Origin of the sequence: Synechococcus sp. WH 8101, from assembly GCF_004209775.1 — a bacterium.
GTDB lineage: Bacteria > Cyanobacteriota > Cyanobacteriia > PCC-6307 > Cyanobiaceae > Synechococcus_C.
The window spans coordinates 1,866,206-1,881,682 of sequence record NZ_CP035914.1 but is presented as its reverse complement, the minus strand read 5'-3'; the positions used below and the strand labels follow the sequence as shown (position 1 = coordinate 1,881,682).

The following is a 15,477-nucleotide window of genomic DNA, read 5'->3' as shown; positions in this document are numbered from 1 at the left end:
GGAGAGAACTCCTGTGGCTCGAGCTTCGTGTCTTCCCTCTGGACGGAACTCTGCGCGGTTCCGACAACAGCTCATGGCTGTCCAACATCTTTATCTTAAGAAATACTTGTAGCGTCCGCAACCCCATTCAGCCGGTGAGTGCTCCAAACACCGACCATGACTGAGGTTGATGTCTGGTTGGAAGCGGGACGCGACGGCCGCAGCTTCACCTACAGCGACTCCCGGGGGCTGGGTGTTGGTCTCGGTGATCTCGTGCGGGTGTCCCTGCGGGGTCGGCCTCTGCAGGGACTGGTGATCGCCTGCCGCCCCTCTGATTCATTGCTGTTGTCGCCTGGGGATCCGCCGCCTCCGGCGTTGCAACCGGTGGAGGCGTTGCTGCAGCGCGCTGCTGTGGAGCCCCGCTGGCGCCAATGGCTGGATGCCATGGCGGTGCGGTGTCACACCAGTTCGTTTCGCATGCTCAAGGCGGCCCTGCCGCCTGGCTGGCTTGGGCAGCGCGCGGCAGGGCCCAGCGCCGCCCGTGAGCTCTGGTGGGTGGAGCCCTTGCTTCAGCCCGTTGATGCCGACACGCGTGCTCAGGGTGAGACGGCGTTGCCCCCACGCCAGGCGGCGCTTCATGCGGCCCTGATGCAGTGCGGCGGCACCTGGCAGCGGCAGCTGCAGGCCGATGGATTCGGCCCCCATCTGATTCAGGCCCTGGTGCGCCGTGGCCTGGCGCGGCGCGAGCGGCGTCAGGCTCCTGCGCTTGAGATCACTCCCGTGGCGTCGGATGCTGGGGGCCGAACCCTCACCGACGAACAGCAGCAGGTTCTCGAAGCCTTTGCCCAGCAGCCCTCAGGCGGGGGGATGCTGCTGTGGGGGGTGACCGGTTCCGGCAAGACCGAGGTGTATCTGCAGCTGGCGGCCCGTGAATTGGCCGCCGGCCGCCACGTGCTCCTGCTCACTCCAGAAATCGGCCTGATTCCCCAGCTGGTGGATCGCTGTCGGCGTCGCTTCGGCAGCCAGGTGCTCGAATATCACAGCGGTTGCAGGGAGCGGGAGCGGGTGCTCACCTGGCGCCGCAGCCTCGAGGCGGAGACGCCGCTTGTGGTGGTGGGAACCCGCTCCGCGGTGTTTCTTCCCCTGGAACCGCTCGGGTTGATCGTGCTGGATGAGGAGCACGACAGTTCCTACAAGCAGGAGTCGCCCATGCCCTGCTACCACGCGAGGGATGTGGCCCTGGAACGCGTGCGACATCTGGGGGGAAAGCTGCTTCTCGGCAGCGCCACCCCCTCCCTGGAAACCTGGATGCAGCTATCGCCCGCCGGTCCACTGGCCCTGGCGCGCCTCAGCCGGCGCATCTCCAGCCAACCCCTGCCACCGGTGCATGTGATCGACATGCGGGCAGAACTGCAGGACGGCCATCGCCGCTTGATCAGTCGTGCACTGATGGATCGTCTGGCGGTGCTGCCGGAGCGGGGGGAGCAGGCCGTGGTTCTGGTGCCGCGACGGGGCTACAGCAGCTTTCTCAGTTGCCGTAGCTGTGGCGAGGTGGTGCAGTGTCCGCACTGCGATGTGGCCCTCACGGTGCATGGCAGCCAGCCCGGGCGGCAGTGGCTCCGTTGTCACTGGTGTGATCATCGCGCCGAGGTGGAGGCGTCCTGTCGCCATTGCGGGTCCCTCGCCTTCAAGCCTTTCGGGGCTGGCACCCAGCGGGTTCTGGAGCAGCTGTCCCAGGAGCTGGAGGGGCTGCGTCTGCTGCGCTTCGATCGCGACACCACCGGTGGGCGCGACGGCCATCGCCGTCTGCTGGAGCAGTTCGCCGCCGGTGAGGCGGATGTGTTGGTGGGAACCCAGATGCTGGCGAAGGGGATGGACCTGCCCCGGGTCACCCTTGCTGCGGTGCTCGCTGCGGATGGTTTGCTGCATCGCCCCGATCTGCGAGCCGGAGAGCAGGCCCTGCAACTGCTGCTGCAACTGGCCGGCCGGGCTGGCCGCGGCGAAAAACCCGGTCAGGTGCTGGTGCAGACCTACTCCCCCGACCATCCCGTCATCCGCCATCTGGTGGATGGACGCTATGAGCGCTTTCTTGAAGAGGAGAGGACCGTGCGGCAGCAGGCGGGCCTGGTGCCTTTCAGTCGGGCTTGCCTGCTGCGCTTGTCGGGGCCCTCGGCTTCGGGCACCGCTACCGCCGCCAGCGTTCTGGCGGAACGGTTGCGCCCGCTCTGCGCCGCCGCTGATTGGCAGCTGCTCGGCCCTGCGCCGGCTCCGGTGGCACGCGTGGCGGGACGCAGTCGCTGGCAGCTGCTGCTCCACGGCCCGCAGGGGAGTGACCTGCCCCTGCCAGCCGGCATGGCTCTCTGGGAGACCTTGCCCGCGGATGTGGCTCTGGCGGTCGATCCTGACCCGCTCGCCCTCTGAATCACGAGGGGAGTTCCGGATAACCGAATCCCATGGTCAGTCTCAGCCGCTGCAACAGCAGGCTGATCAGCAGCAGCACCACCACGGCCAAACTGCCGATTCCCAGAGGATTCCAGCGCCAGAGGTGCATCGACAGCTGGTTGATCCGGCCCGCTTCCAGGGGCCAGATCAGGGTGTTGCCCTGGCGCTCCGCTGGGTTCGGTGCACCGTGCTGGGCCCGGGGTGAGGGCGCCGGTTCGATGCGCACATCCAGGGCAGGCAGGGGTAAGTCCTGAAGCGGGCTCAGATCAACGCTGAGCTCCAGCCGTTGTTGTACCCCCAGGAACCAGTTGCGTTCCTGCAGGTTGAGTTGCGGTGGGGGGAGGCGCAGTCCGGCCGCTGCTGCGGCGACCGCCACGCTGCGCTGCCAGAGCGCTCCAGCCTCCTGCCCCCGCAGGGTGCGGCTTGCAAACTGCTGGTGCCCGTGTCCGCTGCTGTGCAGGGTCCAGTCATCCCCTGTGGCGTCGAGACTGGACGCCAGCCGTTCCTGCCAGGGAAGCAGCTGGTCGCTGTCACTGGCGGTGCTCCAGCCCAGTTGAATCCGGTCGGGTCCGGGGAGGTGGATGTCTGTGGTCAGGCGTCCGCAGCCCCCCAACAGCAGGGTGAGCCCAAGCAGCACGGCCAGCACCACCACAGCAAAGCCCGGAGCTGCTGCCTGGGTTGGCCCTGTGGGCGGCGGCGGTGGAGCGGCCGGGACCTGACGACGACGGCGGCGTGCTGACTTAGGCGGTGCCCCCAGCTGCGGATCGATCGCCAGTGTCGGCAGTTGCATCGACCAGCGGGCCGGTCTCTGCAGGCTGGGCGCCTCCAGCACCGTGAGCAGTTGGCGGGCGCGGTTGCGCATCTCGCTGTCTTTGCAGCGGGTGAGCAGCCGGCAGGTGCTCAGGGCTTTCTCCTCCTGGCCCTGGCCCATCCAGGCGGTGACCATCAGCATGCGCAGATGGGCGCCCAGGGGATCGGTGATCGGGTGCTCCGCTGCGAGTGGCTCCAACAGCTGCAGGCACTGGCCGTAATCCCCCCGTTCGAGGGCGGCCTCCGCCGCTGCCGTGGGCGTGCTCATCGATCAACCGCGACCCAGCACCATGGTGCCGATTCCCGCATCGGTGAACACCTCCAGTAACAGGGCATGGGGGACGCGGCCATCGATGATGTGGGCCGCGGCCACCCCCTGGGCCAGAGCGCGGATGCAGCACTCGGTTTTCGGGGTCATGCCACCGGCCACCACCCCTTCGGCGATCAGCTGCCGCGCTTCCGACAGGCGCAGTTGGCGGATCAGCGACTCAGGATCCTGCCGATCTCGCAGGATGCCGGGCGTGTCGGTGAGAAGGATCAGCTTTTCCGCTTCGAGGGCCGCGGCGAGTTCGCCGGCCACAGTGTCGGCATTGATGTTGTGAGCACGGCCATCGCTGGTGGCCGCCACACTGGAGATCACCGGCACATAGCCCTTCTCCAGGAGAGGTTCGAGCACGTCGGGGTCCACCCGGGCCACATCCCCCACCAGCCCGTGGCTGCCGTCCCCCCAGGGGCGGGCCTGCACCAGGCCCCCATCGCTGCCGCTGAGGCCCACGGCACGAGCACCCAGTCGATTGAGCCCATTCACGATCTGCTTGTTGACCCGTCCGACCAACACCATTTCCACCACGTCCATTGTGGAAGGGTCGGTGACCCGCAGCCCGTCGCGGAATTCGGCGGGAATCTCAAGCTTTTTCAGCCAGTGGTTGATCTCCGGGCCGCCTCCGTGCACCACCACCGGGCGAACCCCCACGCTCGTGAGCAAGGCCAGATCGCGAAACACGGCCTCCTGCAGCGAGGCATGGGCCATGGCGGCACCGCCGTATTTGACCACGATCCGGCGCCCTGCGAAGCGCTGGATGTAGGGAAGGGCTTCACTGAGAACCGAAACCCTCAGGGCGTCGTCGCTGGCCATCGCTCGCGGTCACTGCTGACCATGCTCGCCTGTGGCGGGCAGCAGGGTGAGGTCCAGCCGGGAGGATCCCAACGCTGTGATCTGGGCCTGCAACCCCTTGGCGAAGAAGCGACCGAGCCGTTCCTGCTTCTCCTGCCACTGCTCCAGGGGAACCTTGCCACGCTCGAAGCGCAATCTGAGCCCGTATCCCGATGAACCATGCAGTTCTTCAATCTCGAGCAGCTGGGGCGGTTCGTCCTCATCCCAGAGCTTCAGGGCTTCCAGGGATGATTCGAGATGCGCTTTCTGGCCGTAGCGCCAGCGGGTCACATCGCTGAGCAGCTTGGCCAGTTCGGGGGCGCCGGCGGCGCGTTCGTTCTTCAGCTGACTGGCCGGCGTCACCCGCTTGGCAGGAGGCAGTTCCGAGGATTTCAAGGCCAGGCCTCCCAGCAGGATCGGGATCCCGTAGAAGATCGTCGGCAAACTGAGGTTGGCATTGCCGCTGCCGTAAGCGACGGCGCCCACCACGGTGAGCACGCCACCGGCCACGGTGATCAAATTGCCTGGTGAAAGCAGGTTGTTCATAGCTGCACTTTGCTGCATCCCCCTGGTGCCTCGTGATGGTGTCGAACGCATGGGTGTCGATCGCGATGGCGGGGCGCCATGGGGAGAATGGGGATCACGATGCCTCCGCCCATGGACCGTCCTGCGTCAGACATGCCCGGCACGGCTTCAGCGGAGCCCCCGGAGCTGACCGAGCTGATCACCCAGCTCGATCAGGACCGGGCCTGGCTGCTCGAACAAATTGACCGCGGTCGCTGGTCGGATCTGCGTCTCGATCTCGCGGCCCTGGAGCGGGAACTAGGTCAGTTGCTCGCCAAGGCCTCGGAGCGACTCGACCCGACCACCTGAGCTGCGGATGGATCGCCCGTCAAAAGGGGATGTCGTCGGTCTCCGGCACCAGCGGTGCGCTGTTCCAGGTGGAGGCGTTGTCCTGAATAGGCGCAGCAGGCGCAGGGGGGCGGTTGGCAGAGACCTGACGGCTGGGCTGGGCTGGCCTGCCGCCCGTTGCGGAAGGGCTGGCGGACGGAGCGCCGGCGGCTGCGGTTCCCACCGGATGCAGGCGGGAGAGCGTGAATTCGGCACGTTTTTCTTTCATGCCGTCCGGCCGCGGCACCGTGTTCATGCGCAGGCGTCCCTCGATCACAAGGCGCTGCCCTGGCTGAACCCGGTTCTGCAGATCCTGGGCCAGATTCCCCCAGCCCACCACTTTGATCTGACCGGCGGGATCGTCGGCGCGCAGGGCATCGAAGCGCACCTCCATCTCCGCAATCGGCGTCTGGTTGTCCTGGGTGTAGCGAAGGGTGGGGGCCTCCAGCACCTCCACTTCGAGCACGCAGTGGTTCATCGCCGTCTGACGCCTTGATGGAGCCGCCATCCTGATGCACGGCCCGCACAATCGCCAGGGGCATCTGTGGCTTCTGGCCGGCACCGGTGAGGGGCCAGGCCTTGCGAGCGCCCTGCTCCAGCAGGGCTGGCGGGTCAGCGTCAGCGTTGTGACGCCTGCCGCCGCAGCGGCCTACCGCCAGCTGTCGCTCAGCCATGTCTGGGTGGGCCCGCTGGCTGACGTGGCGGCGATACGGCACCGCCTGGCGACCCAGAGGATCGATCGGGTTGTGGATGCCACCCATCCTTTCGCCACGTTGATCAGCCGTCAGTTGGTGGAGGCCTGCGGCGCCTCCAAAGGGTGCCTGGTGCGTTTCGAGCGGAGGCTGGAACCGATCGCTCCAGCAGCGGCCGCGCAGCTGCACATGATCGACAACGTTCAGTTTCTGCGCGCGGAGCGCTTGCTGCTGGCCCTGGGAGCGCGCCATCTCTCGGCTGTCGTGGCGGCCTTGCCGGCACCGCCACCCCAGCTGTTCGCCCGCGTGCTGCCCACTCCCGCCGGTCTGCGTCAGGCCCGTGCTGCCGGGATTCCGCCCGAGCAGCTCGCCCTGCTCCGGCCCCTTCACTCGCTCGCACCGGCGGGGTCAAGCGGGGCTCTGGAGCTGGCTCTTTGCCGCCGCTGGCAGATCACGGATGTGCTCTGCCGCCAGTCTGGTGGAGTGAGCGAACGCTGCTGGCATCGGGTCGCCGAGGCGCTGGGCCTGCGGCTCTGGTTGCTGCGGCGGCCAGCCCCGCCCGCCGGAGTTTCCGTTGTGCATAGCGTGGAGGCGCTTCTGGCTGCTCTGGCCTGACCCTCCTTTCTCGCTGATGGACTCCCGATCCGAGGCCGCGCCGATCACGCTTGTGCTTACCACCGAAGCGGATCGTGAACGGGCGGAAGCCCTGGCCTCAGCCCTGGTGGAGCGCCGCTTGGCCGCCTGCGTGAGCCTGATGCCGATCCGCTCCTGCTATCGCTGGAACGGTGGTGTTGAACGGGCTGAGGAGGTGCAGCTCCTGATCAAAACTTCAGCCGAGGGCCTCGCCGCGCTGCGGCAGGCCCTCGACACGCTGCACAGTTACGACACACCCGAGTGCCTGCACTGGACTGCATCAGCATCAGCCGCCTATGGCGGCTGGCTGCAGGAGGCGTTAGCTCCCCAGGTGCTCCCGCACCAACGTCTGGAGTGACACCTGGGAGCGGGGGCCGAGCTGGGTGACCACCTGCCCGGCACAGAGGGAGCCGATCCGGCCGCAGGTCTCCAGATCGAGCCCCTGGGTGTAGCCATGCAGGAAGCCGCCGGCATAGAGGTCACCGGCGCCGGTGGTGTCGATCAGATCCCCCAGCTTGTAGGCGGGAACGTCCCAGCGTTGATCACCGCTGAGCACCACCGAACCCTTTTCGCTGCGGGTGAGGGCCGCCACGTGGCAACACCCCTTCACCTGGGCGATGGCGTGATCGAAATCGTCTGTGCCGTACAGCGACGTGATCTCACTCTCGTTGGCGAACAACACATCCACATGACCGTTCACCAGCTCCAGGAAGCTGTCGCGGTGCCGGTCCACGCAGAAGCCATCGGAGAGTGACAGAGCCACCTGGCCACCACTCTGCCGGCAGGTTTCAGCAGCGGAGATGAAGGCCCGTTTGGCGGCGGGGCTGTCCCAGAGATAGCCCTCCAGATAGAGCACTTTGGTGTCTCGCACCATCGAAAGGTCCAGGTCTTCCGGTTCGAGCTGCACCGAGGCACCGAGGTAGGTGCACATCGTGCGTTGGGCATCGGGGGTGACCAGGATCAGGCAGCGGGCCGTGCTGGGGCCATCGATCGCTGCAGGGGTGTCAAAGCGTGTGCCGACGGCACGGATGTCGTGGCTGAAGATCTCGCCCAGCTGGTCGTTGCGGACCCTGCCGATGAAGCCGGCGCGACTGCCCAGTTGCGCCAGGCCCGCGAGAGTATTGGCCGCCGATCCACCTGAAGTCTCCAGACCGCTGCCGCTGGCTTCATAGAGCGCATGGGCCTGGTTCTCATCCACCAGAGCCATGGCGCCTTTATTCAGACCGTGCGTCTCGAGGAAGCTGTCATCGGTCTGCACGAGCACGTCCACGATCGCGTTTCCGATTCCCACCACATCCAGGGAGCAGTCGTGGTTGCTGAATCGGGGTGTCGTCATGGGGCCATCAGGCGCAGAACAGCGGCAGTATCGCCCTTCGGGCGCTGCGGCTGTTGGTCAGGCGCTGAGCAGGGCCCGTTTCGGTCCGTGAATCGGATCTTCCACCACGATCGTCTGATCTCGGCTGGCGCCCAGCGAGACGATGGCGATGGGCACTTCCATCAGATCGGCGAGGAAACGCAGGTAGGCCATCGCTTTTTCAGGCAGATCCTCCAGTCGGCGGCAATCGGCGGTGGAGCACTGCCAGCCCGGCAGGGTTTTGAAGATCGGCTTGCAACGGGAAAATTCCTCGGCGCAGCTTGGGAAATATTCGATCGTCTGCCCGTCGAGCTCGTACGCCACACACACCTGGATGGCATCCAGCTCATCGAGCACGTCCAGCTTGGTCACCGCCAGACAGTCGAGCCCATTCACCTCAACGGCATACCGACCGATCACCCCGTCAAACCAGCCACAGCGACGGCGGCGGCCGGTGGTGGTGCCGAATTCACCGCCGCGTTCGGTGAGCTGATCGTTGAGGCTGCCGCTTAGTTCGGTGGGGAAAGGCCCTTCGCCAACACGGGTGGTGTAGGCCTTGGCCACACCGATCACCCGGTCGATCAGGGTCGGACCGACGCCGGCGCCGATGCAGGCACCTCCGGACACCGGGTTGGAGGAGGTGACGTAGGGATAGGTGCCATGGTCGAGGTCGAGCAGGGTTCCCTGCGCTCCTTCGAAGAGAATGTTCTTGCGATTCCGTGCCGCCGTGTGAATTGCCCGGGTGCAATCGACCACATGGGGGGCGAGGCGACGTCCGTAATCCAGATATTCGCCGATCACCGCCTCCCCATCGACGGGTTCCAAGCCGTAGATGGTTTCCAGGAGCTGGTTCTTTTCCTTCAGGGGGCCTTCGAGGCGATCCCGCAGCCGTTGTTCATCCAGCAGATCAATCACGCGAATGCCGCTGCGCTGCGACTTGTCGGCGTAGGTCGGGCCGATCCCTCGCCCGGTGGTGCCGATGCGTCGATCACCGCGTTGCATCTCCATCGCCTGATCCAGCAGGCGGTGGTAGGGCATGGTCACGTGGGCCGTCGACGCCAGCTGCAGGCCGGAGATGTCGATGCCGTTCTCGATCAGCATGTCGAGCTCCCCAAGCATCACCTTGGGGTCCACCACCGTTCCAGAACCGATGAGACAGATGGTGTCGGGATAAAGAATGCCGGAAGGGATGAGGTGCAATTTGAGCACCTGTCCGTCAACCACGATGGTGTGGCCAGCGTTGACGCCCCCCTGGTAGCGGACGACCACATCGGCGGAACGACTCAGAAGGTCGGTGATCTTCCCTTTTCCTTCGTCACCCCACTGCGCACCGATGACGACAACGTTGGCCAAAGACACTGCGGCCCGAAGCCGCCAATCTGCACAATCCGACAGCTTTACAGATCCACCACCCTTCGGTCAAAAGAAAAGCAGTGGGTCGCCGTGCTCAGCTGCCGCGCACAGCCGCCCGCTCCGCCTTGGTGAGCTCTTTGTCGACCCGCTCTTTCAGGCCCTCAGGCAGGGGGCGATTGGCGTAGGTGTTGTAGTGGCCGGCGAGGGAGTTCAGGGCCGTCTGCATGGTGGTGAAGGATGCGAGTCCGTTCACCTGGGGGCGCGGCCGGTACCGCGACATGTAGTCGTTGATCAGCGTGCGGGCTTCCGCCTCCGCTTCCGGCCGTTCGGCATCATCCTGCGGAAGGGCGATGGTGGCCTGCAGTCTGTGGCCCACAGCCACGGTGTCTTCGACGTAGTCACCGCTCAAGCCGGAAGCGGAGGCCCCTGAACAGGCCGTGAGCAGCAGGGAAACGCCGAGGATGGCGGCCAGTGCTGCCGTCGTGGTCGCCTTGAGCAACTTGTTCGTCAGGCGAAGCAGGGCGGTGAGCATGGCGACGGATCAGTTCTGAGGACTGTAAAGGCGCCGGTGAAGAGGCCTGGATGGGGCGGTTCAGGCGGCGGCAACCGCAGCGAGCACCCGTTCGAGTGCGGCGTCAACCGTCAGCACATCGGCCTGGCGGGTCGCCCGTTCCACCAGTTCCACCTGTCCGTCAGCGGCGGCGCGGCCAACCACGATCCGCCAGGGAATGCCGATCAGATCCGCATCCTTGAATTTCACCCCAGCTCTCTCCTGACGGTCATCGAGCAGGGCATCCACGCCTTGGGCCATCAACTTGGCGTAGAGATCCTCACCGAGGCCGCGTTGCGTTGCGTCCTGCAGGTTGGCCACCACCACAATCACCTGGAATGGAGCGATCGCCAGCGGCCAGCAAATGCCGGCGTCGTCGTGATGTTGTTCCACGGCTGCCTGGGCGAGGCGGGACACACCGATGCCGTAACAGCCCATCCAGAGCGCTTCCTGCCCCCCATCGGCGTTGGTGAAGTTGGCGTCCATTGCTTGCGAATATTTTCGGCCCAACTGAAAAATGTGGCCCACCTCGATGCCGCGGCGCGCCACCAGGGTCTGCTCCGGATCGCTCTGGCAGCGGTCACCGGCCTGGGCATTGCGTAGATCCACCGCTTGAGGCAAGACCTGGCAGTCAGGCCAACGCCACCCCCAACGGTGCTGGTCGGGGGTGTTCGCGCCGCACACGAATCGCTCGAGCGCCAGAGCGGTGGGGTCGGCGAAGCGCAGAAACGTGGGAACCCAGGTGCGCGCGCCCGCGAGTCGGCTGTCCTCCAGGTCGGGGCCGAGGGCGCCGAAGGGCCAGGGCTGCAGTCCCTGCCGTTCCAGCTGTTCGGCAGTCACGGCGGCCAGATCCAGCACCCCCTCCCCAAGCGCAGCGGTAAGGGCGTTGATCAGCTTCACCTCGTTCAGCTCCTGGTCGCCCCTGAGGCAGGCCAGCACTGGGCGCTCGCTTCCGGAATCCATGCGGGCAATCAGCGCGAGAACCTTCACGACCTGGGAGGGCTCGAGTTGCTGTGCACTGCAGAGAGCCTCGATCGTGTGCTCTCCGGGCGTGTCGAGGGACCGGCTGTCGCCCTCGGGGAGTGGAATGGCGTCAGGTGCGATCGAGACAGCCTTCTCGAGGTTGGCGGCGTAGCTACCGGATTCATTCATCAGGATCAAGTCTTCACCGGCTTCAGCCGTGACCATGAACTCCTGGGAGGCGGCGCCACCGATGGCGCCGCTATCGGCCTCCACCGCCACGGTCTGCAGGCCGCAACGATCGAAGATCCGGCGATAGGCCCCATCCATGGCCCCGTAACAGGCCTGCAGATCTGATGCGTCGGCGTGGAAGGAATACGCATCTTTCATGATGAATTCACGACCGCGCATCAACCCGAATCGGGGGCGGATCTCATCGCGGAACTTGCTCTGGATCTGATAAAGCGTCACGGGGAGTTGCCGGTAGGACCGCAGCAGTTCACCCGCCAACGATGTGATCACCTCCTCATGGGTCGGCCCCAGGCCGAGCTGGCGACCTTGCCGGTCGTCGAGATGGAACATGATCCCTTCTCCTGCGGTGTAGCCCTGCCAGCGACCGCTGCGTTGCCAGAGTTCGGCCGGTTGGAGCTGGGGCAGCAGAGTCTCAAGGGCCCCCACCGCGTTCATTTCCTCGCGAACAATCGCATTGATCCGCTGAAGCACGCGCCACATCAGCGGTAAATAGGCATAGATGCCGGACCCCACCCGTCGGATGAATCCACCTCGAAGCAACAGCTGATGGGAAGCGATCTCCGCGTCTGCGGGAACATCCCGCAACGTCACCAGCATCAGGCGGGAGACGCGCATGATCGTGATTCAGCAAGAAGCGGGAAGTTACCACCGCCTCAGAGAGGGTCGATCCGCGAAGTGGACCCGATCCGGGAGAGAGGGAGTGACGACTGAGTCTCAACTGCTAACGTCCGTGAGACTTCAGTTGCCATAAGGCTTGTTCCATGTTCTCACGGCCGGTCGACCCCAGCCTTTCCGCCGCCGCTGGCACGGTTGACCCTTCCGTTGATGTGGATGCGGTAATGGCGCGTTCCGATGCCCTTGTCGGTATCGAAGACGTTCAAAAGTCACTCAATCGTTCCCGTGCTTCGGTGTATCGCTACACCAACACCGATCCGAGAAACCTCAATCCTCCCTTCAATCCCCGCAAGCTCAATCCCGAATACCGAAGCGATCAGAAAGACCCGCTTCTGTTTCACCCCAACGAGGTGGCTCGATTTGCCAAGGATGTGCTGCGGATCAAGGAAGTCACCGTTGAGGTGCTGAATTCACCCTCGACGGCCACGCAGCAATGTCTTGGGGCAATTCTCGAAGAGTTGCGGTTGATCCGTTCCCATCTGGAGGGTCTGCAGGAGCCCCCTTCCGACCTCGCCTCCCGGCGCGAGCGTCAGGACCGCGCTGCTGCCTGACCTTGGTTGTTGCGACCGGTTGGCCGGCAACCCTCTGAAAGAGGTGTCATAGTAAAGAAGCCCACTTCTGCTCCATAGCAGGAGTTGCGGTTCTCGACGCTCTCAACACAAACCCCTTCGAGGGTTCGAAGCGCTCGGGATGTTCCCTCTTCCACCTGCATGGACCCCGAACCTCCTCACGGTTCCCAACCCGACCTTTCGGCCCAAGACAGCCTCGATCTCGCAGGCCCGGCACTCATTCTCACCGGATTCGCCATTGCGGTTGCCACGATCGGCGTACCGACGTTGGCCGTGTTGAGTGACCGGCCAGTCCGAGGTGACCACCCCACCATGGTTCAGGAACGCGATGGATCTGCGCTCCCTTCCCCCTTCGCCATCACCCGGCTTGGTGAACCTGCTGGTGGAAATCCCGGCGGGCAGCCGGAATAAATACGAGTATTTCGCCGATGCCGGTGTGATGGCCCTGGATCGGGTCTTGCACTCGTCGGTGAAATATCCGTTTGACTACGGCTTCATCCCCAACACCCTTGCCGAAGACGGCTCTCCCCTCGACGCGATGGTGATCATGGAGGAGCCCACCTTCGCGGGCTGCCTGATCTGCGCCAGGCCGATCGGTGTTCTCGATATGCATGACACCGGCCATTACGACGGCAAGATCCTCTGCGTCCCCGTGGCGGACCCCCGCCAGCGGAGCATCACCAGCATCCGCCAGATCGCACCGAACCAGCTCGAGGATGTGGCGGAGTTTTTTCGCGTCTATAAAAACCTCGAAGGCCGGGTGACGGTGATCGGCGGCTGGCGAGACGCTGATGCGGTGGCGCCCCTGCTGGAGTCCTGCATCCGGGCGGCTCAGGCATGAAGAGCCAAGTTCCGTTGCAGACCCGCGGGGATGGGCCTGGAAGCTTGTAAGTTGGTGCGCGCCCAGCATGTGAACGACCCGTGCCCACCATCCGTTTCGAGCAGGAAGGCCAGCAGGTCGGTTGCATTGAAGGTGCCAATCTCCGCAAAGCAGCGTTGGATGCCGGCATCAATCCCTACAAGGGGCTCAACAATCTCAACAACTGTGGCGGCGTCGGTCAGTGCGGCACCTGCGTGGTGGAGGTGCTGGAGGGTGCTCAGAATCTTTCTCCGCGGAGCGATGTTGAGGAGGTGTATCTGGCTGATCGCCCTGCCAACTACCGCCTCAGCTGCCGCACCAGCGTCAATGGTGATGTCACCGTTCGCACCCGTCCCGATGACGGTGTCGGCAAAGGGTCGAATTCTCTTCTGGGCGCTCTCAAATCCCTGATCGGCCGCTGATCGCCGGTGACGGGCCTCACGATCTGGAGTTACTCCCGCTGTTCCACCTGTCGAAAGGCCCTGGCCTGGCTTCAGGAGAGGGGAATTGAGGTAACTCTCCACGACATCACCGTGAGCCCGCCCGATCGGGACCTCCTAGCCAGTGCTCTGGCGCAGTTTGGCCGCCGCCAACCGCTCCTCAACACCAGTGGTCAGAGTTATCGCGCTCTGGGTGCGGCCAGCGTCAAGGCCATGACCGATGCCCAGGTTCTCGACGCCCTTGCCGCCGATGGCAAGTTGATCAAACGGCCGTTTGTCGAACTCCCGGATGGCCGTTTCCTTGTCGGTTTCAACGCCGAGGTGTGGAGCGAGGCGATTCCTCAGTGAAGCTGAGACCATCGAGTTCCGTGATCAGCTGATCGACGCCTCCCTGATCGCGCAGCTGCTGCACGCTGTTGCGTTTGAGTTCCTCGAGGAAGGCCGCCACCAGCTCCTGACTCCTCTCCAGCACGGGACCCTGCTCCAAAGTGCGTGCCAACTCCTCCCAGAACCGATCGAGCGCCTCCAGGGCCAGATCGTCCATCTGGGCGTCCCGTCGTCCCAGGCGTTGACCGGTCTGTCGCGATAGATCGAGAAAGGCGTCGACCATGCCGGTTGCCAGCTGGCGACTGATGCCGTTTTCGGCCCGTTGCACCGCCGCCAGTTCACGCAGCGGAGCAGGCACCATGGCATCGCTCATGCTGCGCTGCAGCGCGTGGCTGAACAGGGCCACCAGTTGGGGACGCATGCCCGGTCCCACCTGGGTGAGCAACAGGGGAATCCACAACCTGATCAGTTCGGCAAGCTCCCGTTCGCCGTTGTCATCCACCGACTGGTGACTGCAGAGTCCGCGGATTCTCTGGGGCAGCAGCGGCGAGCGGATCACCCCTTGCACAGCATCGAGGATCCGCAGGGTGAGCACTTCGAACAGCTCCAGGGCCAGCAGGGCGACCACGCCGCGACTCACCACCGTTCGCAGCGGCTCCAGCTGAATCAGACGGCTGCTGGACAGCCGCTCGGTGACCGGGATAATTCGCAGCAGGCGCCAGAACGGCAACAGCAGCGGCAGGTCGATCCAACGCCGCAGCAGGGCATCCCGCCAGGCGATCGCCGGGAAGCGACGTTTGAGTCGGATCGCTCGGATCAGGATGTCGAGGAGGAACACCACCTGAAACGGGGTGTCGATGCGCCAGGCGTGGTCGATCGGCTGCCCGTTTTCGTCGATGCCACGCCAGTAATTGGTGGCGGCCAGCGGCAGGATCTGGCGGTTCCAGAATTCACGCTCCTGTTCCCAGCCGCCGTGAGCGAGTTGGTCATCGCTCAGGAGACGGGCGGCCGCTTGTTTGGCCGAATCAAGGCCGGCGCGGGCGCGTAGACGATTTTTCAGTTTTTCGAGAGTGCCGGCCTGGCCAGAGCCGATGAAGGGGTTCTCGTCGATGAGCTGGCTGTTGCGCACCACCATTTCCAGGCGCAGCTGCCGCGCGGCGAGGCTGTTGATGCCCTGGCGGTCGGCCACCTGCTCGAGTTGGCGGAAGTGGGCGATGTAGGCGGCGGTGTCGCGATGAGGTTCGATGCCCTTCACCCGGTCATAAACCGGGGTGATGTCGGGGATCCAGGGCAGCGGTACGGCCAGCGGCACCGACGGCAGCGGGTAGAGGTTGCGCTGCAGCCAGAAGGTGCGCAACGGCACATAGGTCACATCGAACACGACCCAGGCTAGGTTGGCGCTGGCGATCAGCGCCAGCAATCGATCCCAGCGCAGCCAGAAGCGTCCGCTTGAGGAGGGTTTCAACGCTTGCCAGCGGGGTCGAACCATGGGCGATCCTGGCGATGGGCAGCCTAGGAGCCGACACCGGTCGCGCCTA

Annotated in this window: 17 protein-coding genes; 8 read left to right on the top strand and 9 right to left on the bottom strand. The window is 65.0% G+C overall.

Annotation, left to right across the window (positions count from 1 at the left end; translation table 11 throughout):
• The first annotated feature begins 156 nt into the window (after positions 1 to 156).
• Positions 157 to 2,400 (top strand): primosomal protein N', encoded by a 2,244-nt coding sequence (gene priA, locus SynWH8101_RS09985; protein WP_130129643.1) that lies wholly within the window; start codon positions 157 to 159, stop codon positions 2,398 to 2,400.
• A gap of 1 nt (position 2,401) precedes the next feature.
• On the opposite strand, the gene SynWH8101_RS09980 is transcribed toward priA, so the two are convergent.
• Genes SynWH8101_RS09980 through SynWH8101_RS09970 form a run of 3 tightly spaced genes read right to left on the bottom strand, consistent with a single transcriptional unit; the run spans position 2,402 to position 4,930 of the window.
• Positions 2,402 to 3,499, bottom strand: a complete 1,098-nt coding sequence (locus SynWH8101_RS09980; protein ID WP_130129642.1) for a DUF3153 domain-containing protein — start codon at positions 3,497 to 3,499, stop codon at positions 2,402 to 2,404.
• A gap of 3 nt (positions 3,500 to 3,502) precedes the next feature.
• Positions 3,503 to 4,366 (bottom strand): acetylglutamate kinase, encoded by an 864-nt coding sequence (gene argB / locus SynWH8101_RS09975; RefSeq protein WP_007101907.1) that lies wholly within the window; start codon positions 4,364 to 4,366, stop codon positions 3,503 to 3,505.
• 9 nt (positions 4,367 to 4,375) lie between these two features.
• Entirely contained in the window at positions 4,376 to 4,930 is a 555-nt protein-coding gene (locus tag SynWH8101_RS09970; protein ID WP_130129641.1) for a DUF2854 domain-containing protein, read from the bottom strand.
• A 111-nt stretch (positions 4,931 to 5,041) separates the two neighbouring features.
• Between SynWH8101_RS09970 and SynWH8101_RS09965 the strand changes: the two genes are divergently transcribed.
• Positions 5,042 to 5,257, top strand: coding sequence for a hypothetical protein (locus tag SynWH8101_RS09965; RefSeq protein WP_370586988.1), 216 nt, complete (start codon positions 5,042 to 5,044; stop codon positions 5,255 to 5,257).
• 19 nt (positions 5,258 to 5,276) lie between these two features.
• Here SynWH8101_RS09965 and SynWH8101_RS09960 read toward each other — a convergent pair whose 3' ends face one another.
• Positions 5,277 to 5,753 (bottom strand): single-stranded DNA-binding protein, encoded by a 477-nt coding sequence (locus SynWH8101_RS09960; RefSeq protein ID WP_130129640.1) that lies wholly within the window; start codon positions 5,751 to 5,753, stop codon positions 5,277 to 5,279.
• Between the two features lie 34 nt (positions 5,754 to 5,787).
• Between SynWH8101_RS09960 and SynWH8101_RS09955 the strand changes: the two genes are divergently transcribed.
• Together SynWH8101_RS09955 and cutA are read left to right on the top strand one after the other, a co-directional pair.
• Positions 5,788 to 6,582, top strand: coding sequence for a precorrin-6A/cobalt-precorrin-6A reductase (locus SynWH8101_RS09955; RefSeq protein ID WP_130129639.1), 795 nt, complete (start codon positions 5,788 to 5,790; stop codon positions 6,580 to 6,582).
• A 16-nt stretch (positions 6,583 to 6,598) separates the two neighbouring features.
• Positions 6,599 to 6,958 carry a divalent-cation tolerance protein CutA gene (cutA, locus tag SynWH8101_RS09950; RefSeq protein WP_130129638.1) on the top strand — a complete coding sequence of 120 codons (360 nt, stop codon included), beginning with the start codon at positions 6,599 to 6,601 and terminating at the stop codon, positions 6,956 to 6,958.
• Here cutA and SynWH8101_RS09945 read toward each other — a convergent pair.
• From SynWH8101_RS09945 to SynWH8101_RS09930, 4 genes are all read right to left on the bottom strand, one after another.
• Positions 6,920 to 7,936 (bottom strand): adenosine kinase, encoded by a 1,017-nt coding sequence (locus SynWH8101_RS09945; protein WP_007101913.1) that lies wholly within the window; start codon positions 7,934 to 7,936, stop codon positions 6,920 to 6,922. The genes cutA and SynWH8101_RS09945 overlap by 39 nt on opposite strands.
• Positions 7,937 to 7,993: 57 nt before the next feature.
• Positions 7,994 to 9,313 (bottom strand): adenylosuccinate synthase, encoded by a 1,320-nt coding sequence (locus tag SynWH8101_RS09940; RefSeq protein ID WP_174719511.1) that lies wholly within the window; start codon positions 9,311 to 9,313, stop codon positions 7,994 to 7,996.
• 88 nt (positions 9,314 to 9,401) lie between these two features.
• The gene (psb27, locus tag SynWH8101_RS09935) at positions 9,402 to 9,839 is read right to left on the bottom strand and encodes a photosystem II protein Psb27 (RefSeq protein ID WP_130129636.1); all 438 of its coding nucleotides are present in this window, start codon (positions 9,837 to 9,839) and stop codon (positions 9,402 to 9,404) included.
• Positions 9,840 to 9,899: 60 nt separating this feature from the next.
• On the bottom strand, positions 9,900 to 11,684 hold the full coding sequence (locus SynWH8101_RS09930; protein ID WP_130129635.1) for a proline--tRNA ligase: 1,785 nt from the start codon (positions 11,682 to 11,684) through the stop codon (positions 9,900 to 9,902).
• A gap of 146 nt (positions 11,685 to 11,830) precedes the next feature.
• Here SynWH8101_RS09930 and SynWH8101_RS09925 point away from each other — a divergent pair, with 146 nt between their 5' ends.
• The 4 genes from SynWH8101_RS09925 to SynWH8101_RS09910 all read left to right on the top strand — a co-directional run bounded on the left by SynWH8101_RS09925 (position 11,831) and on the right by SynWH8101_RS09910 (position 13,960).
• Positions 11,831 to 12,295, top strand: a complete 465-nt coding sequence (locus SynWH8101_RS09925; RefSeq protein WP_130129634.1) for a resolvase — start codon at positions 11,831 to 11,833, stop codon at positions 12,293 to 12,295.
• A 346-nt stretch (positions 12,296 to 12,641) separates the two neighbouring features.
• Positions 12,642 to 13,154 (top strand): inorganic diphosphatase, encoded by a 513-nt coding sequence (locus SynWH8101_RS09920; RefSeq protein WP_130129633.1) that lies wholly within the window; start codon positions 12,642 to 12,644, stop codon positions 13,152 to 13,154.
• An 80-nt stretch (positions 13,155 to 13,234) separates the two neighbouring features.
• Positions 13,235 to 13,594, top strand: coding sequence for a 2Fe-2S iron-sulfur cluster-binding protein (locus SynWH8101_RS09915; RefSeq protein WP_130129632.1), 360 nt, complete (start codon positions 13,235 to 13,237; stop codon positions 13,592 to 13,594).
• 6 nt (positions 13,595 to 13,600) lie between these two features.
• Complete coding sequence (locus SynWH8101_RS09910) at positions 13,601 to 13,960, top strand: Spx/MgsR family RNA polymerase-binding regulatory protein (protein ID WP_130129631.1); 360 nt, start codon at positions 13,601 to 13,603, stop codon at positions 13,958 to 13,960.
• Here the strand turns inward: SynWH8101_RS09910 and SynWH8101_RS09905 are convergent.
• On the bottom strand, positions 13,923 to 15,428 hold the full coding sequence (locus SynWH8101_RS09905) for a hypothetical protein (protein WP_130129630.1): 1,506 nt from the start codon (positions 15,426 to 15,428) through the stop codon (positions 13,923 to 13,925). The genes SynWH8101_RS09910 and SynWH8101_RS09905 overlap by 38 nt on opposite strands.
• Positions 15,429 to 15,477 lie beyond the last annotated feature (49 nt).

Excerpts from the sequence above, each read along its gene's own strand:
- SynWH8101_RS09945 (WP_007101913.1), bottom strand. The coding sequence starts at position 7,936 with ATGACGACACCCCGATTCAGCAACCACGACTGCTCCCTGGATGTGGTG.
- SynWH8101_RS09965 (WP_370586988.1), top strand. The coding sequence starts at position 5,042 with ATGGACCGTCCTGCGTCAGACATGCCCGGCACGGCTTCAGCGGAGCCC.
- argB (WP_007101907.1), bottom strand. The coding sequence starts at position 4,366 with ATGGCCAGCGACGACGCCCTGAGGGTTTCGGTTCTCAGTGAAGCCCTT.
- SynWH8101_RS09925 (WP_130129634.1), top strand. The coding sequence starts at position 11,831 with ATGTTCTCACGGCCGGTCGACCCCAGCCTTTCCGCCGCCGCTGGCACG.
- SynWH8101_RS09960 (WP_130129640.1), bottom strand. The coding sequence starts at position 5,753 with ATGAACCACTGCGTGCTCGAAGTGGAGGTGCTGGAGGCCCCCACCCTT.
- SynWH8101_RS09980 (WP_130129642.1), bottom strand. The coding sequence starts at position 3,499 with ATGAGCACGCCCACGGCAGCGGCGGAGGCCGCCCTCGAACGGGGGGAT.
- psb27 (WP_130129636.1), bottom strand. The coding sequence starts at position 9,839 with ATGCTCACCGCCCTGCTTCGCCTGACGAACAAGTTGCTCAAGGCGACC.
- SynWH8101_RS09920 (WP_130129633.1), top strand. The coding sequence starts at position 12,642 with ATGGATCTGCGCTCCCTTCCCCCTTCGCCATCACCCGGCTTGGTGAAC.
- SynWH8101_RS09905 (WP_130129630.1), bottom strand. The coding sequence starts at position 15,428 with ATGGTTCGACCCCGCTGGCAAGCGTTGAAACCCTCCTCAAGCGGACGC.
- cutA (WP_130129638.1), top strand. The coding sequence starts at position 6,599 with ATGGACTCCCGATCCGAGGCCGCGCCGATCACGCTTGTGCTTACCACC.
- SynWH8101_RS09970 (WP_130129641.1), bottom strand. The coding sequence starts at position 4,930 with ATGAACAACCTGCTTTCACCAGGCAATTTGATCACCGTGGCCGGTGGC.
- SynWH8101_RS09930 (WP_130129635.1), bottom strand. The coding sequence starts at position 11,684 with ATGCGCGTCTCCCGCCTGATGCTGGTGACGTTGCGGGATGTTCCCGCA.
- priA (WP_130129643.1), top strand. The coding sequence starts at position 157 with ATGACTGAGGTTGATGTCTGGTTGGAAGCGGGACGCGACGGCCGCAGC.
- SynWH8101_RS09955 (WP_130129639.1), top strand. The coding sequence starts at position 5,788 with ATGCACGGCCCGCACAATCGCCAGGGGCATCTGTGGCTTCTGGCCGGC.